Here is a 24,751-nt window from a genome sequence, read left to right on the forward strand (position 1 = left end):
GGGCGTTGAGCGGGACGACGTACTCGCCCTTGGCGTCGGCCTTCTCCAGGTCCATCGGCGTCGTCTCACCGCCCCCGGACAGCGGGCCCCGTCGTCAGCCGCTGTGCACGCCGACCTCGTACAGCGAGTACCCCCACCCGGTGCCGCGCTCCGTGCCCGCGATGCGGACGTAGCGCGCCGGTGTGCCGGCGAACCGCGCGGTGTCGAGCCCGCCGTCGCCCGTGGTGGTCGACCAGACCGTGTTCCAGTTCACGCCGTCCGTCGAGAGCCGGATGCTGTACGACTTCCCGTACGCGCGCTCCCAGTCGAGGGTGACCTGCCCGACCCGGTGGGTGGAGCCCAGATCGATCTGCAGCCACTGGTCGTCGCTCCAGCCGCTGGCCCAGCGGGTGTCCCGCAGGCCGTCCACCGCGCGGTTCGGCGCATAACTGACGAACGGGTTCCACTCGGTCGAACTGGCCGTGGCCGGGGCCCCCTTGGCGAGATCGACGCCCGCCTGGTGCCGCTCGGTCGCGCCCCAGGTGCCGAGGTAGGACTCGGCACCCCGGAACAGGTCGTTCACCACGCCCTGGCCGCCGACCATCCTGATGTCCTCGATCCAGTCCGGGACGAGACCGTAGTGCGCGGCTCCGTCGGTGTTCAGGTCCCAGGTGCGCTCACCGGTGGTCTGCCGGTCGATGAGGGAGCCCCCGTCGACGCTGCGGAAGGGGTACGTGACCTTGTTCGGCGCGTCGGCGCCCCGAGGTCCGGGCCAGCCGCCGACACCGTTCATGTCGGTGCCGTAGCCGTACCCGACGTCGTACTTGTCCCGCAGCGCCTTGGTGCGGTTCGCCTCGGCCACGAACCCCTCGGAACCGTGCATGTACTGGGCGATGAAGCCGCCGAGGCCGTAGACCCGCTCGGTCCAGTTCAGGTCCATCCAGCTGTGCGAGGAGATCACGCCGGGGTAGGACTCGGACTCGAAGATGTCGAGCGCGCGGCCGACGGCCTTGACGCTCATGTGGTCGATCTCCAGCATCATCTTGCGTTTCATCATGCCGCGCACGGCGTACTCGCCGAGGTCGGTCAGTCCGCGGACGTTGCACTGCGCGTCCGAGGAGTACGAGGGGACGCTCACGCCCGCCGGGAGCTTCGCCTCGGCCCCGGCTGCCGTGGCCGAGCCGATGGGGTTGTCGTGCTGGGGGCCCGTGCACTTCTCCGTCTTCCAGAAGGTGCCGGTCGACAGGAACTGCCCCACGTTGATGGCCGTGCCGAGGCTGCCCGAGTCGAAGCGGACGCCGCACAGCGCGTTGTCGAACTTGTGGCACAGGAACATGCTGCGCACGCCCAGCGCGTACAGCTCGTCCAGGCCGGCGTCGATGTCCGCCTTGCCGCACTGCGGGATGTCCAGGATCTGCTTGCAGCCGAACGGCTCGGAGGTCTCCACGCCGAGAATGACGGCCAGCTTGCCCTGCTCGATGACCGCACGGGCCTGCGCGCTGTCGGTGACGATCCGGAACCAGCCCTTGCCCGGACCGCCGTACATCTTGTCGATGTAGGCCTGCAGGTCGTACGTCATCTTCGCCTGGAGCCGGAGCGACGTCATCTCGTCGCAGCTGCGGTCCTTGAAGAAGTACACCGAGCAGATCACGCCGTTGGTGACGAGGTCGTTGACCAGCACCCGCTGACCGCCGCGCCAGGCCCGTTCCACCCACGCGTAGTAGTTCTGCTGGTGGGTGAGCGAGTCGTGCGCGGGCCAGTCCTTGAACGTGGGCCAGCCGACCGGGTCGTGCCGGCCGTCACCGCCCTTGGTGATGAAGTCGAAGACGGCGAGCGAGCCGTCGGGGTAGTGCTCGGGGCAGTCCTTGAGCGCGTCGGCGATCCCGGCCTCGGAGAAGACCTTGCCGCAGATGAGGCGCCCGCCGAAGGCCTCGTTGGCGAACAGGTGGTCGTGCGCGTCGACGAACCCGCGCACCTCGCCCTTGGTGTTCGTGCCGGTGAACGGCTCGCCGGTGACGTCGATCCCGGAGTCCGGCGTCGGGCGTGCGGCCGGGACCCACCACGCGTCTCCGGCCGCCGAACTCGGGGTGGGCCCGAGGACGACGGCCAGTACGAGGAGGAGCAGCGGCACGATGATCACGTCTCTGCGTCTGAGGTACCGGCTTTTGCTCTTGGCCACGGCCCACGTCCCTCGGTCGGCGGGATGCGCGGTCGACGGGCAAGGACATTCGGACCCGAAGAAGCCGCACACCACGCGGTTTGTCATGCCCCGTGCAAACTGCCCCAAGAGGATCGCCAGTGCCGCTTTACGAGTCAAGACTCAGGTTCCGTGGATGACGGAGTTCTCGGTGAGTGCGCGACCACGTGCGGCCTCTCCACGACCGATGCCCCGGACCGCGGTCGGTCCGGGGCATCGGCTCCGTCTCCGGCTGCGCCGGGACGGGAGGGGAGGGTCGGGGAGGGGCGGGGCGTGGCGTTACGGCGTCCGGGTCTTCCAGATGCCGCGGCCGTGCGTGGCGACGTACACCTGGCTGCCGTCCGGGCCGGGGGAGAGGTAGACCGCCGGCGAGGTGGGCAGGTTCGTGCCCAGGCGTGCCCAGTGGCCCGCCGAGGTGCTGGTGAACACGCCCAGGTCGGTGGCGACCACGAGGGTGCCGTTCGCGCTGACGAGAGCCGAGTTGGCCGGGGCGTCCGGGAAGGAGTCCGCGGCCGCGGGGTCACCGCTGATGTCCGTCCAGGTCGTGCCGCCGTCCGTGGTCTTCCAGACGTGGCCGTAGCCGGCGCCGGGGCCCTCGTTCCAGTGCCGCGAGAAGCCGTTGATCACGGCGTAGACTGTCTTGCCGGAGGCGTCGGACGGGTCGATGGTCAGACCGGAGATGTAGCGGTTCGGGAAGGCGGCGGGCAGGTCCACCTGGTGCCAGTTGCCGCCGTAATTGGTGGCGACGCCCCGCCCGAAGGTGCCGTCGACCTTCGAGCAGGGGCCGCACCAGGCCGCCCACGTCACGTGGCCGCGGCTGGCGACCGCCGAGGCGGAGTGGCCGGCGCCGAGGTCGTAGAGCTTGGTCCAGTCGGCGCCGGAGGTGCTCTTCCAGGTCTTGGTGTTGCCCCAGACGTACTGGCCGCCCGCGACCCACAGGCCGTTCGGGTCGGTCTCGTCCGCGCTGAACGGGGCGATGAAGCGGGCCCCCGGGTCGCCGGGCGCGATGTCGGTGATCACGTCCTCGGAGCCGTCGTCGCTCGCGGTGTAGCCGCAGTTGTTCGTGATCTGCAGGGCGAGGTCGACGTACTCGCCGACCGTCTGGCAGCCGTTGTCGGGGTTGACCAGCTGGTCGCCGCCGTCACCGCCGAACGGGGAGACCATCTCGCCGTCCGGGTTGAGCTGCTGCCTCTGGTAGGTGGCGCCCTTGGGCGCGAGCAGCGAGACGCCGTTGTCCTGGAGGCCGCCCCATACGGCGTCGCCGCTGCCGTCGGTCATCCTCCCGGCGCGCACCGAGTAGTACTGGAGGTTGCGCAGGGTGCCCGACTCGTTGAGGTTGCGCCAGCCGGCGGTGCTCTGCGTGGTGGGCCGGGCGTAGGCGCCGCCGTCGTTGCCGACGAACACCTCCGGCGTGCCGCCCTTCCACTGGGAGAAGGCGAGGGCGTGCTGGTCGGAGTGCATCACGTCGCCGTCGCAGGAGTTCGCGGCCGGGTCGTACGAGAAGCACGGCATGCCGAAGTTCCAGTAACGGCCGATCGCCTTCCAGGTGGCGCCGCCGTCCCGGGACTCGAACATCTCCTCGAGGCCGAGGTAGACGTGGTCCGGGTCGCTCGGGTCGACCGCGATGACCTGGTCGTACCAGGCCTGGGAGCCGGGCTGGTAGCCGGAGCCGATCTCCTTGATCTTCATCGCGGAGCCGGTCGTCGACAGCGACGAGGAGTTCGCGATCTGCTTGAACGAGCCGCTCGCGTCGCCGCTCTGGCTGACGTACACGCCGGCGAGGACCGAGTACACGCCGGAGCCGGAGGCCTTGTTGAGGAGCTTGGGGGACTCCATGGAGACGTACAGCCTGCTGCCGTCGGCCGCGTACGCGAAGGCGGCGTTGCCGATCTCGGCGGGGTTGATCGCGCCGGTCGGGTTGGCGCGCTTCCAGGTGGTGCCCGCGTCGTCGGAGTAGTAGAAGCCGTTGTAGGCGGCGCCGCTGCGCCAGGCCACGTTGGCCAGCAGTTTCCTGCCGTCGCTGCCGGGCTGTACGGCGATGTCGTTGGCGATGTCCGCGTAGTGGCCGTCCACCCCGCAGCCGACGCCGCTGATGCCGACGCCCGCGCACGGGGCGAGGACCTTCGCCCAGGCGGTGGACCGGCCGGCCGACAGCGGGCGCCGGAAGACGCCGTGCGAGGAGGCCGCGAAGACGTATCCGGCGGCCTGGTCGAAGGTGACGGTGTGGATGGAGGACGAGTCCAGCTCCGTACCGCCCACCTTGTCGCTTTCGCCGAAGGTCCCGGTGACCGGGTCCGCGAGCCGGTAGACGCCGCTGCCCAGGTAGTTGTCGGAGGCGGTGGTCGCCTCGCCGGTGGCCAGCCACAGCGAGCCGTCGGGCGCGACCGCGAGGGCGCCCACGGACAGGGCGGGCAGCCGGTCCGCGATCGGCGTCCAGGTCCTGCCGTCGTCGGTGGAGCGGAACACACCGCCGCCGGCGGCGCCCGCGTAGACCACGCCCCGGTGTGTCGGGTCGGTGGCCAGGGCGGCGATACGGCCCGCCGAATACCCGGCGCCGCCACCGGAGTTGGACGCCGACCGGTCGCGGTAGTGCAGCGCGTCCTCGTTGTACGGGGAGGTGGTGACCTCGCTCCAACTACCCGACTTGACCGGCATGTTCTTGATGTGCGCCCAGGCGTCGGCGTACGCGCCCGGCGCGATCCGGTCGCTGGGGGAGAGCCTCGGCTCGTTGAACGTGTCGAGGGACTCCATCAGTTCGTGGGACTCCTCGCCCGCCACCTCGTGGCGGCCGGCGTCCGGGTCGCCCGCCCCGTACGCGGTGACGGGTCCCGTCCCCGCTATCAGGAGTGCGGCGGCCGCGGCGGCGAGCGCCGCTCTGCCCCCGCTCTCCGCCCCGCGACGCGTTCTGCGCCGTGCGGAATTCACGCGCATGGACTGTCTCCGGCTTCTTCGGCGCAGGTCGCGGCCGCCCCTACGGCCGCACGTGATCTCCTACTGCCGAGCGCCGGAACCGTACTCCCGCGCACGCCCTCAACCCCAGAGGTTTACAGCGACTTTATAGTCTGACAAACGTAACGATTGTCAAAAATGGCCTCGTTCGCCATCTTGCCTCTCGGAGTGACGGCGGCATCTCATCAGTTCCAGCGCAGTCGGCCGGCATTCCGTCACCGGCGGGGGGGCTGTCCCTCGGGGTTCACGGGAGGCGCCAGGCCTGGGGTGGCAGTTGGTTGCGGTCGTGGATCTGGAGCTGTGTGCCGTGGGTGGTGACCCCGTTGGGATCGTCGAGACAGCGCCCGGACTGGGGGTAACGCATTCCGCGAGGCAGATTCGGATGCCGGAACGGGGACGGAGGGACAACGGACACCCCGACAACTACATAGGCCTGCGGAAGAGCCCCGAGCATGCCCGCTGATCACGCCGTCGCACCGGAAAACGCCAAGATCCCCGACAGAGTCAAGCCAAGAGATGCAGGTCGCGCCTGTACCTCGTTCGCGTTGAACGCCGACGCCTGAAAGGTTGGCCGCGCCGGGAACAGCCGGTCCGGCCGGCACGGTTGCATCGAACGAGGGACCGGCGCCGCACGGGCGGGGAACACGGAGACCACAAGGTCGTCCCCCCCACCAGGATCCGGGCCCCAGGATCGCGGTACGCCCGCCGCACACTCGGACCAAGACGTATTTCTACAGGAGGACTGTTTCGTGACTGACCGGCCCTTGACGCTCATGGCAGTACACGCCCACCCCGACGACGAGGCCACCGGAACCGGAGGGGTCCTCGCGCGGTACGCGGCGGAAGGCATCCGCACGGTTCTCGTGACGTGTACCGACGGCGGTTGCGGTGACGGACCCGGTGGTGTCAAGCCGGGCGATCCCGGGCACGATCCGGCGGCGGTCGCCTTGATGCGCCGTCAAGAACTTGAAGCGAGCTGTGACGTCCTGAAGGTCAGCGATCTGGAGACGCTGGACTATGCCGACTCCGGGATGATGGGCTGGCCGAGCAACGACGCCCCCGGATCGTTCTGGCAGACCCCCGTGCAGGAAGGCGCGGCCCGACTCGCGGAACTCATGCGGCACTACCGGCCTGATGTGGTCGTCACCTACGACGAGAACGGCTTCTACGGCCACCCCGACCACATCCAGGCCCACCGCATCACGATGGCGGCACTGGAGATGACCGCGCTGGCACCGAAGGTGTACTGGACCACGATGCCGCGCTCGATGATGCCGCGGTTCGGTGAGATCATGCGCGAGTTTCATGAGGACATGCCGGAGCCGGATCCTGCCGAGGCCGCCGCGATGGCCGAGATCGGTCTCCCCGACGATGAGATCACCACGTGGGTGGACACGACCGGGTTCAGCGGTCAGAAGTTCGACGCGTTGGCCGCGCACGCCAGTCAGGGCGAGAACATCTTCTTCCTCAAGATGGGCAAGGAGAGGTTCGGTGAATTGATGGGCATGGAGACCTTCGTACGTGTCCGGGACGCCACCGGCGCGGCCATCCCCGAGAACGACCTCTTTGCCGGACTGCGCTGATCTGCGGTCCGACCGGCTGGGAAAGCGCATCGACCGCACGGCGCGATCGAGCGGGTCACGCAATCGGGGGCTTGTCCACGCGGGTTCCGCTCCGGCAGCCCGCGTCCGGGCCCTCGCCGGTGGCGTCGACGTGTGCCCACACTTCCGACTCGACACCGCGCTCGTCCCCAAACCGTCCGTTGCTCCAAGTGCGATGCTTCGCTTCGTACCGCGGGCAACGGCACTTCACGGGCCGTTACTGGGCAGCGACGACGGAATCGCTGCTGGGGTTCGAGTCACGGCTGTACCGATCAAGGCGGGGGCTCACGCTGTCCAGTCCTCAATTCCTTGAGACATGGCTATGTCTTTCGCAGCATGTGGGCCCCTGCATCGTCCTCCGGTGCGGGAGGCCCACGTGTGTTTCCGGCGCCGGCCGTGGTTTCGGCTGACTGTGGTCAGGTGCGCCGGCGCGGCACGCGCGTCCGGTGCACGAGCGGGATACCGAGGCGGGCGGCCACGGTTTTCTCCAGGGCGGAGACGACGTGGTCGGGGGTGGTCTCGCGCAGCGGGATCACCCAGTACTCGACCCACTCGTCCCGCTTCGACTTGTTGCCGTTGACGTGCCGGCTGAGCCTGGTAGCGGTGGGCCCCCGGGTCAGGGCTCGGGTGGGAGCGGCCTTTCCGCAGTAGCAGGCGTTGCCATTGCGGTTGACCACGATGTAGATGGCCTTGTCCTCGTACCCGGAGTTCTCGCCGATGGGAATCGGCTCGGGCTGCGGTTCGACGAGCCACTGCCCGGCGAGCCGGGCGAGCATGGCGTACCCGTCGTCGGTCCAGGCGGTATTGGTCCTGGCCCCACGTTGCTCGGCGAGCACGACGATCTGCCCGAGAGCAGAGCCGTGATGGGAATTACTCGTAGTCGTACGCTCGCGCCGTGGCCGGGCTTTGACGGTGAGTGGAGAGGGGGCGGTCTGCATTCGCTCAGGCCCTCGATACGGCCGAGGACTGTTCGATCGGGTGATGCGCGAAACGGATGACCTCCCGCCCACGGTGGAGCACATCAGCCTGTTCAATCCGTTCTCGCTGTACGAGATCCGATTGTGAGGACTGATCACGACCGGTCGTGCTCGCGAGGCCATACGGCTGGTGGAGCACAGTGCGACGCCCACCACAACGGTGGCGCCGCAATGGCGGGTGATCGAATTGGTGACCATGGGACATGTGCAGCTGCTCGCCGACGACCGCCACGGCGCGTCGGAATCTCGGTGCCTCGGCGGCGGCAGGCGACCGCCCCCACCTCCTGTTCACGATCCACAAGTCTTGACTATTGCTCGCCCTCAACTCAGCACGTCGGCAGCACTCTTGTACGCCGCAGCCTGCGCTGGCGTGAGGAAGTGCGAGACCCGAACGACGACCGCGCCATGGACGTAGTCGTACTCGGCGAGGGCGGGCATCGCCTTCGTGACGGCCGGGATGTACTTCGTGCGGATCTGTGCGTCCGACGGACTGTCGACGACCTCGATCGCGACGCCGCCTTCGACGTCGCCCTTTTCCGTGCCCTCGACATCGCTCGACCCGATCCGGGAGTCCGTGAAAGTGACCTTCGACGTGTACTGGTTCGGCCGGCCGAGGAGATGGTTCGGGTCGTTGGCCGCCGTGACGGTGCCCGAGAGCTTCGCGGAAGTGACCTTGCCGGAGATTTGGGCGAATTCGAGGTGCCGCTGCCGCTGTTGCTGCTGCAGGCCGCAAGGCTGGCGAGGAGGAGGGCAGCGGCTGCGGTGCTGAGGGTCTTGTTCACCGGCAGATCATGCAGCCTGTGCGTCTGGCGCGGAAGCAAGGTGATGGAGCTGTGACGGTGTGTTCGGGTGCGCACCCCGAAGAACCCGCGCCCTCGGCCCACGATCGGCCATCGCGGCCGGGACGCAGCCGATAGTCGCCCGGTGCGCCCAACCACACGAGCTGCCGCCACAAACGCCACGCCCTCACCGGCGCCGCATATGGCGTCCTCCTCCCTGTCGCGGACGACCACTGCATGCTCTGCGAGGCCACACGCTCAGCAGGCCGCTCCCTCAATATCGGCGACCGGTGGATGGCCCGCTCGATCTCGCCTGGCCGGGTGAACAGCGACTGGTCGCCGAGCACACCTGCGAGTCCCTGCTTCTGGCGCACTGGTGCCCATCAGAGCCACGGCATGGAGTGCGCCCACAGGGCCTCGACCGAGCGGGTGCCTTCCGGCGTGCCGGAGGGTGACCTATCGCCTCCGTCCGCAGGTGCCTTCTAGCCTCGTCGGCATGCTGGGGCTTCCTGCACATGTCCGTGCCTGCCTGTTCGACCTCGACGGGGTGCTCACCCAGACCGCGAAGGTGCACGCGGCCGCCTGGAAGGAAATGTTCGACGGGTATCTCCGCGAACGCGCGACGCGCGAGGGGACCGAGTTCGTGCCGTTCGACGCGGTCGGCGACTACGACGAGTATGTGGACGGCCGTCCCCGTGAGGACGGCGTGCGTACGTTCCTCGCCGTACGCGGGGTGCACCTGCCCGAGGGATCGCCGGACGACCCGCCGGAGGCGGAGACGGTGAACGGTCTGGGCAACCGGAAGAACGGACTGGTCCTGCGGCGGATCCGCGAGGAGGGCGTGGAACCCTACGACGGCTCGGTCCGCTTCGTGCACGCGGCGCGGGCGACGGGCCTGCGCTGCGCGGTGGTGTCGTCGAGCGCGAACACACGGGACGTCCTGCGAGCGGCCGGCATCGAGGACCTGTTCGACGAGCGGATCGACGGGGTGGTCGCCCACGAGCGCCGGCTGCGGGGCAAGCCCGCCCCGGACACCTACCTGGAGGCCGCCCGAGGGCTGGAAACGGATCCTGGGCAGGCCGCGGTGTTCGAAGACGCCCTCGCCGGCGTCGAGGCCGGGCGGGCAGGACGGTTCGGCGTGGTCGTGGGCGTCGACCGGGTCGGCCAGGCGGAACAACTGCGAGCTCATGGTGCCGATGTGGTGGTCCGTGACCTGGCGGAGCTTCTGGAGGAACGGTGATCACCCATCCGAGCTTCACGGTCGAGCCGTGGTGTCTGCGCGAGACCGAGCTGAACCTGGACGTGCTCGCGCAGAGCGAATCGGTCTTCGCCCTCTCCAACGGGCACGTCGGGTGGCGCGGCAACCTCGAGGAGGGAGAGCCGCACGGACTGCCCGGCGCATACCTCAACGGTGTCCACGAACGGCATCCGCTGCCGTATGCCGAAGCGGGCTACGGGTATCCCGAGTCCGGCCAAACGATGATCAACGTCACCGACGGCAAGGTCTTCCGTCTGCTGGTCGACGACCACCCGTACGATCTGCGCTACGGCCGACTGGTCGCGCACGAGCGGGTGCTGGACTTCCGCTCGGGCATCCTCAGCCGCACCGCACGATGGACCTCACCCGGCGGTCGTACGGTGCGGATCTCCTCGCGGCGGCTCGTGTCCTTCACGCAGCGCTCGGTGGCCGCGGTGGTCTACGAAGTGGAGCCGGTCGACGGACCGACCACGGTGGCCGTGCAGTCCGAGCTCGTCGCCAACGCGCAACTGCCGCGGCTCCAGGGCGATCCGCGCGTGGCCGCGGCAATCGAGTCACCGCTGCTGACCGAGGAGTATTTCGCGCAGGACACCCGGCTGCGGCTGGTGCACTGCACCGACCGCAGCGCGCTGCGGGTGGCCGCAGCGGCGGACCATCTCGTCGAAGGGCCGCAGACCACCCGCTGGACGGCGCAGTGCGAGGCTGACGTCAGCCGCCTGACGGTGACCGCGGACCTGGTGCCCGGGCAACCGCTCCGGCTGGTCAAGTTCGTGGCCTACGGCTGGTCGGGGGAGCGTTCGCTGCCGGCCGTGCACGATCAGGTGGACGCGGCGGTGGCGGCCGCGGTCAGCACCGGCTGGGACGGTCTGGCCGCGGCACAGCGGGCGTACCTGGATCGCTTCTGGGCGGGCGCGGACGTCGAGGTCGAGGGCAGCGCGCGCATCCAGCAGGCGGTGCGGTTCGCCCTCTTCCATGTGCTCCAGGCGGCGGCCCGGGGCGAGAGCCGGGCGATTCCCGCCAAGGGCCTGACCGGAACCGGGTACGACGGTCACTGTTTCTGGGACACCGAGTCCTACGTGCTACCGGTGCTGACGTTCACCGCGCCGGAGGCCGTCGCATCGGCACTGCGGGCGCGTCACCGGATGCTGCCGACGGCGCGGGAGCGCGCGCGTCAGCTCGGGCTCGCGGGCGCAGCATTTCCCTGGCGCACCATCGACGGTGCCGAGTGTTCGGCCTACTGGCCGGCCGGGACGGCCGCCTTCCACATCAACGCGGCCATCGCGGTGGCCGCCGACCGGTACGTGATGGTTACCGGGGACGAGGACTTCGAACGCGGTGAGGGCCTCGAACTCCTCGTGGAAACGGCCCGGCTGTGGCGCTCGCTCGGACACCACGACGCGGAAGGCGTCTTCCACATCGACGGGGTCACGGGCCCCGACGAGTACAGCGCGATCACCCGCGACAACCTGTACACCAACCTGATGGCGCGACAGAACCTGATCTCGGCCGCGGACGCCGCCGTGCGTCATCCGGAGCGCGCCGCGACACTCGGTGTCGACGACGAGGAGACTGCCGCATGGCGGGATGCCGCGGCCCGCATGGCGATGCCGTACAACGACACGCTCGGCGTGCACGAGCAGTCGGCCGGTTTCACGAGTCTCCAGCGCTGGGACTTCGAGGCGACCCCGCCGGAGAACTACCCGCTTCTGCTGCGTTACCCCTACTTCGACCTGTACCGCAAGCAGGTGGTGAAGCAGGCCGATCTGGTGCTGGCGATGATGGAGTGCCCGGATGCCTTCTCCGACGACCAGAAGGCACGCAACTTCGCCTATTACGAGGCGCTGACGGTCCGTGACTCCTCCCTGTCGGCGTGCTTCCAGGCGGTACTCGCCGCCGAGACCGGGCACCTGCGCCTGGCCTACGCCTATCTCGGCGAGGCCGCGCTGATGGACCTGGAGGATCTGGAGCACAACACCCGGGACGGGCTCCACATCGCCTCCCTCGCCGGTACGTGGATCGCGCTGGTCGCCGGTCTCGGAGGCTTGCGCCGGTACAGCGGTGACGATGGGCGGCAGGCCCTGCTGGCGTTCGCACCGCGCCTGCCGGAGGCGCTGTCCAGGGTGGCTTTCACGCTGCTGGTACGCGGACGCAGGTTGAAGGTGGACATCAGTCCGTCCCAGGTGCGGTATCGCCTGGTGGAGGGCGAACCCCTGGTCGTGTTGCATCACGGGCAGCCGACGTCCCTGACCCCGGACGCGCCGGTGGACCGCCCGGTGCCGCCCGCACCTGTGCTGCCCGAGCCGCAACAGCCCCCGGGCCGCCGCCCGGTGGGCCTGCCCATCGAGGAGGATGACCTGGCGGCGACACCGGAGTAGCGCACAAGAGCCGCACCACATGCGACGCTGAGGAAGGCCTCGTGGATGTCGTCGCGTATCTCCCGGTGGATCCGCAGACGGCGGAACCAGCGCAGGTGGGGGAACGCGGGCTCCGCGACCAGCGTCGGAGTCGACGGCGAGCCGCTCCACGAGGTCGGCGGGCAACGACGGGTTCTCGGCGAGGGCCGCCAGGTGCGTCCGCTCGGCGACGCACCGCTCGGCGTCGGTGCGGGCGAGGAGCCCTCGGCTCAGCGCCTCGGCGGCGGACTTCGGATCGCGGAGGAGTTCGGCGGTGACGCGTGCGTCCCGCCGGCACTCCCTCAGTGCGGCGGCCCGCCGCACCTCGGGGTCAGGGGCGGCCAGCAGCGCCGACCGCTCGCCCGGCGGCAGGATCTCCCATGCACGCACCGCTTTCCGGCGCGCTGCCGAACTGTGATGAGTGGCCATCGAGGCCACGAACGACGGCGCCAAATGAGGCGAGTCCAGCAGTGCCGCCCGGACAGAAGGGGCGGTATCGTCGAGCAGGCGGACGCACGCGGCGTCCGGGAGCGGCGCGACCTTTGTTCGCGGGTGGTACACCTCGGGTCCGTATGCAAGAGCAGCCCGCACCCTGGGAGAAGGATCGTCCACGGCCGGGCCCGCTGTGCAGGCTCCGCCCTGGCGCTCATGGCAAAGTCGATCCAGACGCCCGGGTTCGGGTGGGCAAGGATCACCACGACCGGGCGTCTCAGGGCGGACGGTCACCGCCCCCGTCGAAGGCGAGCAGGCGCAGTAGCAGCGCTGTCGGCAGCGACGGATTGCGGGCGACTCCGTCCAGCACGGATGCGTGAAACGCCACCATCGCCAGTTGAGCCGGCGGACCGCGCACCTGACCGTTTGCCATCCGAGGACCTCAACATTCTGCCTCCCCGAAGCGTCCTCTCGGCACCGCATGGATAGGAACGGTGGCCGATCGCGTGCGAGCTGGTTGTTCCCGGTACCATCGGAAATCCCGCTCTTGGGGTCACAACTCGGTGAGTCCGAGTTGGCGCAGCATGCCGAGTTCGTCGCTGCTGCCCCAGCGTTCGACGAGCTTTCCGTCGCTGTCGAAGCGGCTGATCTGCATGCCCCGGTAGCTTGCCTTCCTGCCGGTCGCCGGCCGTCCCATCAGCGGCCCCAGATGCGTTCCGGTGATGGTGTAGGCAAAGGCCAACTCGTCGTCGGTGACCACCAGATGCTCCACCGCGACGTGCAGGTCGGGAAAGGCTGCCCGCAGATCGGCGAACATGGCCTTGTACCCATCGGGCCCCGGCAGCTGTCCTGGGGCTGGATCATGGTCGATCGAGTCGGGTGCGACGATCTCGTCGAGGGCCGCGAGGTCGCCGGTGATGACCGCCTCTGCGAAAGCGGTCTGTGCGGCGATGTTCGTTTGCTGAGACATGGCATTCCTCGGGCTCGCGCCTGCCAGTGGTCTGGCGCCGGCCGCGTGAACGCGGGAAGACCGGTGAAACGACACCTGGTCGGTCAGCCGCGTGCGAATTCAAGGAGGTCGTTGTTGACCGTCCCGCGAACTCCGGCACCATCGGCAGTCCGTGCGGAGCACCGGAGCAGACCTTGAAGGTCACGTCCTTGACCAGTTGCGACGATTTTTTCGCGGATGCCACGATGGGCACGATCTGGTCGTCGTCGCCGTGAATGATCAGCGTGGGGATGTCGAACTCCTTGAGGTCCCCCGTGAGGTCAGTCTCAGAGAACGCTTTGACGCAGTCGTAGGCGCTCTTACCCGGAAACCGTTGTCCGCCATCAGCTTCAACTGCGGATCCCACGCATCCGCGATCAGTGGCCAGCCGTGGGAAAACACCATCGGCTGACCCGCCCCCAGTCCTCGAAGTAGATCTGTGTGCCGTCCTTGGCAGCGGCAAAGGCCATGATCGCCTCGCTAGCACTTGTTCGGAACTCCACCCTTCACGGCCATTCAGCGCCCGAGCCGGGCATGTGAATACCACGTCCGACCAGCAGTGAACGCCCGCGAGGGCGAGGGCGATACTGGTGAAGGCAGCCGTTCCGTACAGTCTCTTCCCCACGCTACTCGGGACGCCCCACTTCAGCACGCCGGGTTGCGTCCATGGAGATGGTGTACGGGTTCGACCTGATCCGGGGGTTTGCTCCGGCGTCGGGATGATGCCCGCATAGATGAACGGCCACCGGCTGATCTTCGAGGTGTCGAAGCCCGAAGGAGATCAGCACGATGACCGCACCCGACAAAGACGACGCCAGCAGGTCATCCCCGAGCCGAATCCCAGCTCCTGCGGCAGGTGCTCCCAGGAGATCCCGGTATGGAGAACAAACAAGATCCCCTGGAACACCGGGCGGTCATCCAGTCGCTTCCACCCTGGGTAGCGAGACCGTCGCTCGACATTCGGAAGCAGCGGCTCGATCACCGCCCAGAGCTCATCGCTGACCTCCCACGGCTTCAGCCGCGCCACCTCAGCGCCCCCACAGCGTGACCAACCTGACGTCCCGTGGGATCCAGCCGCGCCGTTGATCGCTGGTACCACCACACCATGTGCGACCGTCACTTCTGGAATGCTCCCCAGTCCCCGTAGTGCCATGCGCCTCGGCACATGGCGGCGAGGCCTCGGGGTCGCCGCACGAAGCGTCATGTCAGAGGCATTCCCCGTCCCTCGCGCAATGCTGCAAGCCGGGCCATTTGCTCACCCATACCGCGTGCTCCGGCCAACGGCGTGTGGACGTGCGGCCAGACGGAGCGCACGAGGCTGATGTGTCGTGCACCGCCGAGGGCCACCACCGGGTCAAGGCCCACGATGTCACGCACGGTTGCCTGTTCCAGAAGGACCTGGCTCGTTACCGCGTCGGCTGCGCCATGAGGTGTGTCGTACGGCTCGATCACGTCGTCGAGGTCGAGGAGCCCGTGGCGTGCGGAGAGAATGAGCAGCAGGTCAGGTTGCAGTGCGTCGGCGGCCTTGCGGCATGCCCGGTGGTAGGAGCCTACGTACATGTCTGCGGAGCGCGCGGGCGAGCCCAGTTTGCGGCTGCCGCACGGGATGACGACGAGTTGCGGCTTGAAGTAGTCGAGCTGGTCGTTTGTGGTCATGTCTGGGGTCCTGTCTGTGCTGTGAAGTGAGCAGTACTGGTCGTGTGCGAGCCCGGCGTGTTCTGGTGGAGACCCGCCTGCCGGGCGGTCGAGCCGGGGGATGGCTATGGCGGAGCGGAGTTCGAGAAGAACAGGGTCATGCCGGATGACCGGCCTGAGGCGTCCACGGGAGGGGCAGGGGAGGCGGCCGATGGAAGCTCAGACCCGGCAATGCCGCCGTCGCACGAACAGCTGGTGCATACTCGGCCTCTTCGAGCAGGCCCACTATGTCCCCTGACGCGCAGCGGCAGCACCGTTCCGCCAGGCCCGCCGCGGCCGCGGACTCTCGCTTTCGCCGCCGGCGGCACGTCAGACCACGCGCTCCTTGGCGTTGGTCCTCACCGTCGCAGTCTCGGCCGGTGTCGGGTGGATTCCTGCGAAGCCGAGGAACGCACCGAAGGCCGTCATGCCGGCGGCGATGGTGAAGCTGAAGGCGTAACCGTGCGCGGCGGCGGTCACCTGGTCGGCGCCCGCACGCCGCAGCACGGCGGCGTGGCCGGTGCCCAGTGAGACCAGGGCAGCCAGGCCGATGGCGCTGCCGATCTGCATGGACGCATTGTTCATGCTGGTGGCGATGCCCGCGTCCTCACCGGTGGCGCCGTCCACTCCGGCGACAGTGGATCCGACGAGGACGAGGCCGCCTCCCAGCGGCACGAGGATCAGTCCGGGCAGTACGTCGGCCACATAGGTGCCGTGGCTGCTGAGGCCGGCAAGGAGAACGTAGCCGACCGTGGTGACCGCAAGCCCTCCTCCGTTCAGGGCCCGCAGACCGAACCGGGGAAGGAGGCGAGGTGCCATCACGGTGGCGCTGAAGAGAATGACCAACCCGAACGGTACAAAGGCGAATCCGGTCGCCAGCGCGGAAAAGTGCAGCATGCGCTGGACATACAGGCTCAGTGAGAAGAAAAGGGTGGCGAACCCCACGTAGTAGCAGATGCGCACGATGTTGGCCATGCTCCGGTTACGTGAGCGCAAGAATGCGAGGGGCACCAGGGGCTGGGCCACGTGAGCCTCCACCAGCACGAAGCCGATCAGGCAGAGCACACCGATCACGACGCAACCCAGGACGGGGAACGAGAACCATACGTGACTGTCCTTCTCCAGGAGGCCGAACACGACCAGGAGCAGACCGAGGGTGACCGTGACGGCGCCGAGGACGTCAGGCCGACCGCGCTTGGTGGCCCGGCTTTCGGAGACGAGCTTGAAAGTGGCGAAAAACGCGAACGCGGCGATGGGCAGATTGATGAAGAATATCCAACGCCAGGAGGCGATGGTGGTCAGGATGCCCGAGAGCACGACTCCCAGGGCTACCCCAACTCCGGCCAGGCCGCTCCAGATGGCCATGGCCCGTGCCCTTTCCTGCCGCTGTGTGAACAGCAGCGTCACCAGGGACAGGGCTGCCGGGCTGACGAGTGCCGCACCGACGCCCTGTACGAAGCGGCCGGCGATCAGTACACCGGCTTGCTGGGCCGCTCCCGCGCTCGCCGACGCCAGCGCGAAGATCGCCAAGCCGGTCAGGAAGAGGCGTCTGCGGCCGAGCAGATCACCCAGGCGTCCGCCAAGCATCAGCAGCCCACCGTAGGTGACGGTGTAGCCGTTGACGACCCATGCCAGGCCCGTGGTCGTGAAGCCGAGATCGTGCTGGATGGGGGGAAGCGCGACATTGACCACGGTCACATCGAGGAGCAGCATCACCTGCACGAGGCAGATGATCCCGAGCGCGCGCCACCTGCGCGGATCCGGTTCGGGAGTGGGACTGATCGGAGTCATCACTGATCGCCTTCTATACGGTCGGGCCGCCGCCTTCCCCGCGGACGCCGTCTCAGGAGGAGAGACAGCAAGCGGGCCCGGCCCAACGGACATTTCCTGAGGTTTTCAACTCGCAGGCGCCAGGTGTGCGTGGCCGCGGATAAGGACAGCGAAGGCGCACATTCGGTCTTCGCTGCGGGTTCGTCGCAGACCCCGGCGCCGGTACCGGAGCGAGGCTGAAGCACCTCCGGGTGCCGCCGCCTCCGGGGAGCGGCGCCGGCACTCGTGATGTCCCAGGCCGGCGGGAGGGTCAGCCCTTCGCCCGCCTCCGTTGGCGGGACCCCGGGTGCGCCCGATAGGCGCTGACGCTCGACTCGCCCAGCATCCAGAAGCGCCAGGGGTACAAAGCAGCAGGACCGCCCACCCCCGTCCGCGGCCCTCGACCGACCCGCGCGGACGAGACGCCCCCGGCGGGTTCCGCGAGGAACAACTCCGCCGCCACGTCGCATGCTGACTGTCCGTCATGACGCAGATCGGCGATGCCCAACGCTCGCGCGAGGTTGGCCGGGCCGCGCGCCAGATCGCGCGCCCGTACCCCAGGCCCCCGGAGTTCCTGCGCGACGTCTGCTCCCTCCACGACGGTGCCGGCGCGGAGCAGCACCGAAGCGGGACGCCGCCCGGGCCCGCAGACGGCGTTCAGGCACCGATGAACCGCGTGCGTCCGGTACACATAGAAGGTCCCCGGGGCCCCGAACTCCGCTCGATAGGTCCGGTTCGGGCCCCGGAACGCATGCGAGGCCGGATCATCGGGCCCCTCGTACGCCTCCACCTCGGTGATACGCACCGCCGTCACGCCGCGCTGCGAGCGCGAGACCACGAGAGCCCCCAGGAGTTCGGGAGCCACCTCGAGGGCGGGCCGGTCGAAGAAGTGCTCGCGCAAGGCGGACCGCCCTGCCGACGCAGCCCCCGGCTCATCGAACGCCCGCAACTGCTCGTGATCGGTCCCGGCCACGCCCGGGACCGTCCGGTTCTCTGCCAAGCCGCTGCCTCCTGTCGAGATTCCGGGACGCCGGATCCGACGCCCCCACCGTCCCAGCGCTCTCCTTGCGTCGCCCCATGGCCCGAGAAACTGCCGTGAGGCACTCGGATACGGACCTTCGAGCCGAACGCCCACCAGGCCGTGGAGGAAGGAACACACTTCCGGACGAGGTGACATCGAGGCCGAGCACGCGATCCAGGCTGCGGACGCGATGCCGGACTATCCGCAGTCGGGCGAACGTTTCCGGGGCCGCGAGACAACGGGGCGGGCATCCGGCCGACCGGCGCTTCACCCTCCTGCGCGTCACCGGCCACGCGCATGTATGGGTGAGCGAATGCGTCACCATCTACGACGGTGCGCCTTCGTACTCGGCGAGCGTCATGGAATTCGCCGACCAGCAGGTCGTGCACGAGGCGCAGTACTTCGCCCGGTCCTTTCGGCGCGCCCGCGTGGCGGGCCGCGCTCGCAGAGCCCCTCGTCCGGCACGGCCGGCCTGTCGGATTTCGGCGATTGTCTGTGCTCGCCGGATACCTCCAGGGCTCAGGCGCCCTTGCCGTCGACTCCGGTGTGCGTGGTGCGGAAGCGTGCCCGGTAGGCTCCCGGCGTGATGCCGAGGTTGCGCGTGAAGGCCCGACGCAGGGACTCCGGTGACCCGAAGCCGGTGCGCCGGGCCACGGTGGCCATGGGGTCGTCGCTGTCTTCCAGCATCGCCTGGGCGGCCTCCATGCGGACCTGCTCGACGTAGCGGGCCGGGGTCGTGTGCATCTCGTCGTGAAACAGGCGTGTCATGTGGCGGGTGCTCACACCTGCCCGGCGCGCCATGGCTGCAAGGGTGTGCGGGGCGGACGGGTCCTCGGCGACCGCGTCCAGGACCCGGCGCAGCATCTCCTGTCTCGCGCGCGGGGTGTGGGTGCGGACACTGAACTGGGACTGGCCGCCCGGCCGCTGCATGAACACGACCATGTCCTTGGCCACGGCGCGGGCGACGTCGGCGCCGAGGTGCTCCTCGACCAGGGCGAGCGAGAGATCGATGCCCGAGGTGACGCCTGCGGAGGTCATGATGTGGCCGTCGCGTACGAACAGGGCGTCCGCTTCCACGGTCACCTTCGGGTAGCGCAGGGCGAGCTGGTCGGCGAAGCGCCAGTGCGTTGTCGCCTTCCGTCCGTCGAGCAGTCCGGCCGCGGCGAGGAGGAAGGCGCCGGTGCAGATGGACGCCGTGCGGCAGCCGCGTGCGTCGAGCCCTCTCATGGCGTCCAGCAGCGCGTCGTCCTTGATGAGGGAGGGCCACTCCGGGCCGCCGGGGATGACGACCACATCGCTGGCCCCCTGTACCTGCGCGGCAGCGAGGTCGACGCGCAGTCCGGTGCCGGCTGCGGTGACCACGTCGGCGCCGTCAGGGGAGACCGTGCGTACGCGGTAGCGGCCGCCGAATTCGTTGGCTGTCGTGAACACCTCGATCGGGCCGGTGACGTCGAGCAGCCGTACGCCGGGGAAGACCAGCACGGTCACCAGGAGCGGCTTCCTGCCTGACGGCCTGTCCTTCATCGTGCGCCTCCCGGACGGACTGGGGCCCACATCGGAGGACACCATCATCCGCCCGGCGATGCTCTGCCGCTCCCGTGCCGATTGTCGTCCGCGTCCCTGCGGCATGCTGCTGCCTTCCGTGGTGTGCAACGAGGCATCGGGCCTCGGCGCCTCGCCCGTGTTCAGCGGTCGCTTGCCGTCTCGTCATGGCCACAGGTGTGGCCACAACACGCTCGGACAAGGACATCGGGGCATCGGGCCGGCACCCGGCAACGGGCCTGCACGGTGCTCGATGTCCTGGTGTGAGGGCATCATGGCGCGTGCTGTTCGGTGGCGGAAGCCGCGCTTCGCCATAGCGTCGAGGGCGCCAATGGGCCGACGGTCTCGGCCGCGTCCCTGAGCTGCTGGGTGTGGCCCGGCCAGTCGGCCTGCCCGTCACCGTGGCTGGTCGTGGACGGTGACGAATCCGACACCCCAAGAGAAGGCACTCCGCGCCGTGACACCCCACCCCAGTACCAGCCGAGCGGTCCCGTCCCAGGTCGGCCCGGCCCCGAGAGCGTCCGCGGTCGGCTCGGCCCCGAGATCATCCGTGCTTGTACGTGACCAGCCGGACGAGGCGAACGGCAAGGAGCGTGGCCGGCTCGGTCCCGGCTGGTTCGCCGCCGTCATGGGCAGCGGGATCGTCACCGTCGCGGCCGCCACCCTGCCGCGCGGTTTCCCCGGACTCGGCGAGGCCGCCACGGTGGTCTGGGCGGGGACCGCGCTGCTGCTGATCGTGCTTGCCGTCAGCTATACCGGGCAGCGGGCGCTGCGGGTGCATGCCGGTGATCCGGTACTGGCCCAGTTCTTCGGGGCGCCGCCGATGGCTCTGCTCACCGTCGGGGCCGGGACGCTGCTGCTCGGCCGGCGGCTGATCGGGGAGCGTGCGGCGGTGGATGCGGACTGGGTGCTGTGGTCGGCCGGTACGGTGCTGGGTCTTGCCACCGCCTGCACGGTGCCGTATCTGATGGTCACGCGGCACCGTTTCACGCCGGACGCGGCGTTCGGCGGCTGGCTGCTACCGGTGGTGCCGCCGCTGGTCTCCGCCGCGACGGGCGCGCTGCTCGTCCCGCGGGCGCCGGCCGGGCAGGTCCGGCTGGCCTTGCTGCTGTGCTGCTATTCGATGCTCGGGCTCGGGTTGGTCGCGGTCCTGCTGGTGCTGGCCATGGTGTACAGCCGCCTGGTGCATCATGACGCGCCCGGCGGTGCGGTGGTGCCCACGGTGTGGATCGGCGTGGGGGCGCTGGATCAGGCGGTGACGGCGCTGGGGACGCTGGCCACGGCGTCGCCGAGCGCGCTGCCCGCCCCGTACGCGCGCGGGAGTGGTGTCGTAGCGCTCCTGGGTGGGCTCGGGATCTGGGGCTTCGCCCTGCTGTGGCTGGTACTGGCCACGGCGCTGACCGTACGGGAAATCCGCAGAGGGCTGCCCTTCGCAGCCACCTGGTGGTCCTTCATCTTCCCCCTCGGTGCGTGCGTCACCGGCACGAGCGCGCTCGCTGCTCGCACCGGCTCGCAGCTGTTCGTCTGGATCGCCGTCGTCCTGTACGCCCTGCTCGTGGCCGCCTGGGCGGTGGTCGCCTGGCACTCCGTGCGCCATGCTGTCCGGCAGCGGGGGCGCGCCCGCCGCTGACAGGCCCGTGGACCGCTCCGCATGACACGGACGTGTCGCGAACCCGGCTGTCTGCCGACGGGCAGCCGGGTTCGTGCCGCATCGCAACACGTGCCTATGGCAGCGCCCCGGGTGCCGTCGAGGCCGTGGTCTGCGGGCGGGCCGTCTGCCCCGCACCGGCGGATCCGTGCGCGGTCGTGGGGCGGGCCCGGAGTCTGGCTGCCACCATGGCGGCGAACACGACAGCCCAGAACACCGCGGCGATCCAGACCTCCCAGCGGCCCACGCTCGTCATCCACGAGGTTGCGGTCGCGCGTCCCAGCTCGTGCGTGGTGACCGCGTACATGCCGACCGGGAAGACGAGGTTCCACCAGCCGAGCTCGTAGCGCAGCGGGATACGTCGCAGCGCGTGCCGCCAGACGCCCAGAGCCAGTAGGAGCGGGATCAGCCAGCTTGAGAACGCCCACAGGACGACGGACGTCCCGATGACGAGCGGGCGCGACAACATCGTGGTGCCTGGATGGAGTGCGATCAGCCGGACGCCGGCGAGTACGGCGATCGCCGCCGCCCCCATGAAGATCCATACGGACGTCATGAGGCCTCCCGGCTGCACCGGCCGGGCCAGCAGCCGGGCCAGGACCAGTGCGGCGGTCAGCAGGTACTGCATCAGGCCGACGGCCCAGCACACCACTGCCAGGACGGCCAGTGCGTGTCCCGGGGTCACCCGGGCCAGCGATGCCGCCGCGACCGCCACCGACTCCGATCCCACTGACCACAGGAACCAGGTGCCGTTCACCTGGTCGAGCGAGGGGCCCCGCTTCAGCGTGGTGATGAGTGCGAGCGGGATGCCGTAGTCCAGCACCACCCACCCCAGCGTCCCGAACGCCAGGAACGCCCCGGCGATAGCGGTGTGTCCGGTCGGCACAAAGCGAGCGGCCAGCACGTTCGAGGAGATCGCGAGGGTGAGGAACGCGAAGGCACGCGGCCCGAGGAGATCCGCGACGAACCGCTCGCGCCGGCGCAGCAGCCGCCAGCCGTAGGCGGGCACCAGTACGGCATAACCGGCGAGGGCCACCCACAGCAGTACGGCGGAGGCGGTGCCGGCGCCGTTGACGAACAGGGCCGTGGAGACGATGCCGGTGCCCATCACGAACGCGAGTGCGCCCGCGTTGAGATTGGCCACCGCGGTGGAGAGGGCCGCGCGGTGTCCGGGCGGCCGGGAACCGGGAGCGGTGCGTCCGTGCTCGGGAAGGGCGGCATCCGGGCGCCGCTCATCGTGAGAGCCGGTTTCGGTGAGCCATTCGGCCAGGACCGCGGTATGGCTGTGGTCCATGTCCTGGGTGGAGGTCAGCAGGGTGAGGCTGCGGTGTTGGGCCAGTTCCCGAAGTCGGGCAGCTGCGTATTTGTGCCGTTGATCGCCCAGTTCGGTGAGATAGCGGCGGCGGAACTCACCGAACTGCTGGGGGTGGTGGCCGTACCAGCGCTGCAGCTCGATGGAGGGTGCGACCTCCCGCAGCCACTCGTCGAGCGGTGCGCCTTGCCGGCGCAGACCTTCCGGCCAGACCCGGTCGACCAGCACGCGCTCGCCGATCTCGCCGTCCTCGCCGTCCTCGCTTGGCGTCTGCTCGTCGATTCTGCGGCAGATGATCTCGGACATGACGCATCCTCCGGCCGCTTTCGCAGTAGAAGCATTTTACTGGTATGCGAAATTCATTGCCTTTTGGGTGCGGGGATGGTGCGGGGACCGGTGGGTACCGCGGTGACGGCCGCGCGGGCCAGGGTCTGGGTGACGGTGTGTGCGATCGCCTGTGCGGTCAGGCCTGCTTCTGCGAGGATCTCGGCCCGGGTGGCCTGCCGGGGAAGCGGCGCGCAGGCCGTCCTCGACCGTGACGACCAGGGCGTGCGGCGGCGGGCGCGGGCAGTTCGTCGGGGAGCGGCTTGACCCACAGTGGGTCCACTACGGTGACCTCCACCCCCTGCTCGGCGCAGAGCTCCGCCGCTTGGAGAGCGACCGAGGCCGTCGTTCCGACAGCGATCAGCAGGACGCCGCCGGTGCCGGGGGCCTCGTGCAGGACGTCGACCGCACCGGCGCGGCCGACCGCCGGGATCGCCGGGCCGACCGTGCCTCTCGGGTAGCGCAGGACCGTCGGCGCGTCGGTGATAGACACGGCCTGCCGCAACTGCCGCCGCAGCGTGCGCGCATCGCGGGGAGCCCCGATACGAGGCCGGGGACAGCTTGGAGCATCGCCAGATCCCACAGCCCGTTGTGGCTGGGGCCGTCGTCACCGGTGACTCCGGACCGGTCGAGGACCAGGGTCGCACCGAGCCGGTGCAGCGCGAGGTCCATCAGCACCTGGTCGAGGGCGCGGTTCAGGAAGGTGCCGTACAGGGCGATCACCGGATGCAGGCCCGCCATGGCCATCCCGGCGGCCGAGGCGACCGCATGCTGCTCGGCGATCCCGACGTCGAAGAACCGTGCCGGGTAGCGTGCGGCGAAGTCGTTGAGACCGACGGAGCCGGGCATGGCCGCGGTGATCGCGACGACGTCCGGGTGCGCGTCGGCCAGTTCGACCAGTTCGACCAGTTCCCGGCCGAACACTGCCGTCCAGGTCAGACCAGCGGGCCGCAGAGGGTGCCCGGTCTGCGGGTCGATGATGCCGACGCCGTGCAGGTGGTCCTCCTCGTTCTGCTCGGCCGGCGCGTATCCGCGCCCCTTGCGCGTGATGCAGTGGACGACGACCGGGGCACCATGGGCCTTGGCCCGTTCCAGGGCTGCTTCCAGGGCGGTGACGTCGTGGCCGTCGACGGGCCCGAGGTAGCGCAGTCCCAGCTCGCAGAAGAGCGAGTGCGGCATCACGGCCTCCGCGCTGCCCCCTGCGAGGCCCGCTTTCAGGCCCTCCTTGATGCCTTCCTTGGCCGCGTGCAGGGTGCAGTGCAGCGCCCGGCCCGGCGCTCCGGCACCGTCGGTCCGTTGTCGTTGACGACGATCACCACGGGCCGGTTGGGTGCCGCCGCGATGTTGTTGAGGGCCTCCCAGGCCAGCCCTCCGGTGAGTGCTCCGTCGCCGACGACGGCGACGATGTGCCGGTCCGACTCTCCTGCGAGCTGTGCGGCCTTGGCCATGCCATCGGCGTACGACAGGGCTACCGATGCGTGGGAGTGCTCGATGTGGTCGTGCGTGGACTCCTCCCGGCTCGGGTATCCGGAAAGCCCGCCACGCTGCCGCAGGCCGGAGAACTCACCGGCCCGCCCCGTCACGATCTTGTGGACGTACGCCTGGTGCCCGACGTCCCACAGCAGCCGGTCGCGCGGGGAGTCGAAGACCCGGTGCAGCGCCAGGGTCAGTTCCACGACGCCGAGGTTGGGCCCCAGATGGCCTCCCGTGGCCGCGACGTGGCGGACCAGGAAGTCGCGGATCTCCCCGGCCAGCCGGACCAGCTCTGGATGGCTCAGACCCCTCAAGTCCGCGGGCTGGTTGATGCGCGCCAGCAGGCTCATGCCGCTGCTCCTCCTCGATGCTGCCGTGGTGTCGACGGATACGCG

The 24,751-nt window shown here is 69.4% G+C and carries 15 protein-coding genes and 3 pseudogenes; 5 read left to right on the forward strand and 13 right to left on the reverse strand.

All coding sequences use genetic code 11. The annotated features are described in order from the left end of the window. Positions 1 to 94 precede the first annotated feature (94 nt). Positions 95 to 2,158 (reverse strand): discoidin domain-containing protein, encoded by a 2,064-nt coding sequence (locus tag ABZ865_RS21305; protein WP_361232330.1) that lies wholly within the window; start codon positions 2,156 to 2,158, stop codon positions 95 to 97. Positions 2,159 to 2,455: 297 nt separating this feature from the next. Further along, entirely contained in the window at positions 2,456 to 5,107 is a 2,652-nt protein-coding gene (locus ABZ865_RS21310) for a glycosyl hydrolase (RefSeq protein ID WP_361232333.1), read from the reverse strand. A gap of 767 nt (positions 5,108 to 5,874) precedes the next feature. Here ABZ865_RS21310 and ABZ865_RS21315 point away from each other — a divergent pair. Next, a complete protein-coding gene (locus ABZ865_RS21315; RefSeq protein ID WP_361232336.1) occupies positions 5,875 to 6,708 on the forward strand; it encodes a PIG-L family deacetylase in 834 nt (277 codons plus the stop codon). A gap of 434 nt (positions 6,709 to 7,142) precedes the next feature. Here ABZ865_RS21315 and ABZ865_RS21320 read toward each other — a convergent pair whose 3' ends face one another. Then, complete coding sequence (locus ABZ865_RS21320; RefSeq protein ID WP_361232339.1) at positions 7,143 to 7,562, reverse strand: hypothetical protein; 420 nt, start codon at positions 7,560 to 7,562, stop codon at positions 7,143 to 7,145. A gap of 519 nt (positions 7,563 to 8,081) precedes the next feature. Here ABZ865_RS21320 and ABZ865_RS21325 point away from each other — a divergent pair. The 3 genes from ABZ865_RS21325 to ABZ865_RS21335 all read left to right on the forward strand — a co-directional run bounded on the left by ABZ865_RS21325 (position 8,082) and on the right by ABZ865_RS21335 (position 12,115). Beyond that, positions 8,082 to 8,540: a hypothetical protein gene (locus tag ABZ865_RS21325; protein WP_361232342.1), complete on the forward strand. Its 459-nt coding sequence runs from the start codon at positions 8,082 to 8,084 to the stop codon at positions 8,538 to 8,540. A gap of 438 nt (positions 8,541 to 8,978) precedes the next feature. Then, on the forward strand, positions 8,979 to 9,722 hold the full coding sequence (locus ABZ865_RS21330; RefSeq protein ID WP_361232345.1) for a beta-phosphoglucomutase family hydrolase: 744 nt from the start codon (positions 8,979 to 8,981) through the stop codon (positions 9,720 to 9,722). Further along, positions 9,719 to 12,115 (forward strand): glycosyl hydrolase family 65 protein, encoded by a 2,397-nt coding sequence (locus ABZ865_RS21335; protein ID WP_361232348.1) that lies wholly within the window; start codon positions 9,719 to 9,721, stop codon positions 12,113 to 12,115. Before ABZ865_RS21330 ends, ABZ865_RS21335 begins: the two co-directional genes overlap by 4 nt. A 727-nt stretch (positions 12,116 to 12,842) precedes the next feature. On the opposite strand, the gene ABZ865_RS21340 is transcribed toward ABZ865_RS21335, so the two are convergent. The 8 genes and pseudogenes from ABZ865_RS21340 to ABZ865_RS21375 form a co-directional block, all read right to left on the reverse strand. Beyond that, positions 12,843 to 12,998 (reverse strand): hypothetical protein, encoded by a 156-nt coding sequence (locus tag ABZ865_RS21340; protein ID WP_361232352.1) that lies wholly within the window; start codon positions 12,996 to 12,998, stop codon positions 12,843 to 12,845. Between the two features lie 120 nt (positions 12,999 to 13,118). After that, positions 13,119 to 13,535: an ester cyclase gene (locus ABZ865_RS21345; RefSeq protein WP_361232355.1), complete on the reverse strand. Its 417-nt coding sequence runs from the start codon at positions 13,533 to 13,535 to the stop codon at positions 13,119 to 13,121. 83 nt (positions 13,536 to 13,618) lie between these two features. Then, positions 13,619 to 14,023, reverse strand: a pseudogene (locus tag ABZ865_RS21350) (alpha/beta hydrolase). Between the two features lie 335 nt (positions 14,024 to 14,358). Then, a pseudogene (locus tag ABZ865_RS21355) lies at positions 14,359 to 14,580 on the reverse strand (transposase); the annotation flags it as partial. Between the two features lie 173 nt (positions 14,581 to 14,753). Then, positions 14,754 to 15,209 carry a DUF6884 domain-containing protein gene (locus tag ABZ865_RS21360; RefSeq protein ID WP_361232358.1) on the reverse strand — a complete coding sequence of 152 codons (456 nt, stop codon included), beginning with the start codon at positions 15,207 to 15,209 and terminating at the stop codon, positions 14,754 to 14,756. A 348-nt stretch (positions 15,210 to 15,557) separates the two neighbouring features. Next, positions 15,558 to 17,018 carry an MFS transporter gene (locus ABZ865_RS21365; protein WP_361232361.1) on the reverse strand — a complete coding sequence of 487 codons (1,461 nt, stop codon included), beginning with the start codon at positions 17,016 to 17,018 and terminating at the stop codon, positions 15,558 to 15,560. Between the two features lie 289 nt (positions 17,019 to 17,307). Then, entirely contained in the window at positions 17,308 to 18,009 is a 702-nt protein-coding gene (locus ABZ865_RS21370; RefSeq protein ID WP_361232364.1) for a DNA-3-methyladenine glycosylase, read from the reverse strand. Positions 18,010 to 18,576: 567 nt separating this feature from the next. After that, positions 18,577 to 19,581 carry a GlxA family transcriptional regulator gene (locus ABZ865_RS21375; protein WP_361232367.1) on the reverse strand — a complete coding sequence of 335 codons (1,005 nt, stop codon included), beginning with the start codon at positions 19,579 to 19,581 and terminating at the stop codon, positions 18,577 to 18,579. Between the two features lie 568 nt (positions 19,582 to 20,149). Between ABZ865_RS21375 and ABZ865_RS21380 the strand changes: the two genes are divergently transcribed. Continuing rightward, positions 20,150 to 21,229 (forward strand): TDT family transporter, encoded by a 1,080-nt coding sequence (locus ABZ865_RS21380; RefSeq protein ID WP_361232370.1) that lies wholly within the window; start codon positions 20,150 to 20,152, stop codon positions 21,227 to 21,229. A 94-nt stretch (positions 21,230 to 21,323) separates the two neighbouring features. On the opposite strand, the gene ABZ865_RS21385 is transcribed toward ABZ865_RS21380, so the two are convergent. Beyond that, the gene (locus ABZ865_RS21385; protein ID WP_361232373.1) at positions 21,324 to 22,865 is read right to left on the reverse strand and encodes a DUF488 family protein; all 1,542 of its coding nucleotides are present in this window, start codon (positions 22,863 to 22,865) and stop codon (positions 21,324 to 21,326) included. Positions 22,866 to 22,918: 53 nt separating this feature from the next. Further along, positions 22,919 to 24,706 (reverse strand): annotated as a pseudogene (gene dxs, locus ABZ865_RS21390) (1-deoxy-D-xylulose-5-phosphate synthase). Positions 24,707 to 24,751 lie beyond the last annotated feature (45 nt).

This window comes from Streptomyces sp. NPDC047085 (genome assembly GCF_040643735.1).
Classification (GTDB): Bacteria; Actinomycetota; Actinomycetes; order Streptomycetales; family Streptomycetaceae; genus Streptomyces.

Coding starts and splice junctions, on each gene's coding strand:
- ABZ865_RS21310 (WP_361232333.1), bottom strand. CDS start 5,107: ATGCGCGTGAATTCCGCACGGCGCAGAACGCGTCGCGGGGCGGAGAGC.
- ABZ865_RS21385 (WP_361232373.1), bottom strand. CDS start 22,865: ATGTCCGAGATCATCTGCCGCAGAATCGACGAGCAGACGCCAAGCGAG.
- ABZ865_RS21365 (WP_361232361.1), bottom strand. CDS start 17,018: ATGACTCCGATCAGTCCCACTCCCGAACCGGATCCGCGCAGGTGGCGC.
- ABZ865_RS21330 (WP_361232345.1), top strand. CDS start 8,979: ATGCTGGGGCTTCCTGCACATGTCCGTGCCTGCCTGTTCGACCTCGAC.
- ABZ865_RS21345 (WP_361232355.1), bottom strand. CDS start 13,535: ATGTCTCAGCAAACGAACATCGCCGCACAGACCGCTTTCGCAGAGGCG.
- ABZ865_RS21375 (WP_361232367.1), bottom strand. CDS start 19,581: ATGAAGGACAGGCCGTCAGGCAGGAAGCCGCTCCTGGTGACCGTGCTG.
- ABZ865_RS21360 (WP_361232358.1), bottom strand. CDS start 15,209: ATGACCACAAACGACCAGCTCGACTACTTCAAGCCGCAACTCGTCGTC.
- ABZ865_RS21340 (WP_361232352.1), bottom strand. CDS start 12,998: ATGGCAAACGGTCAGGTGCGCGGTCCGCCGGCTCAACTGGCGATGGTG.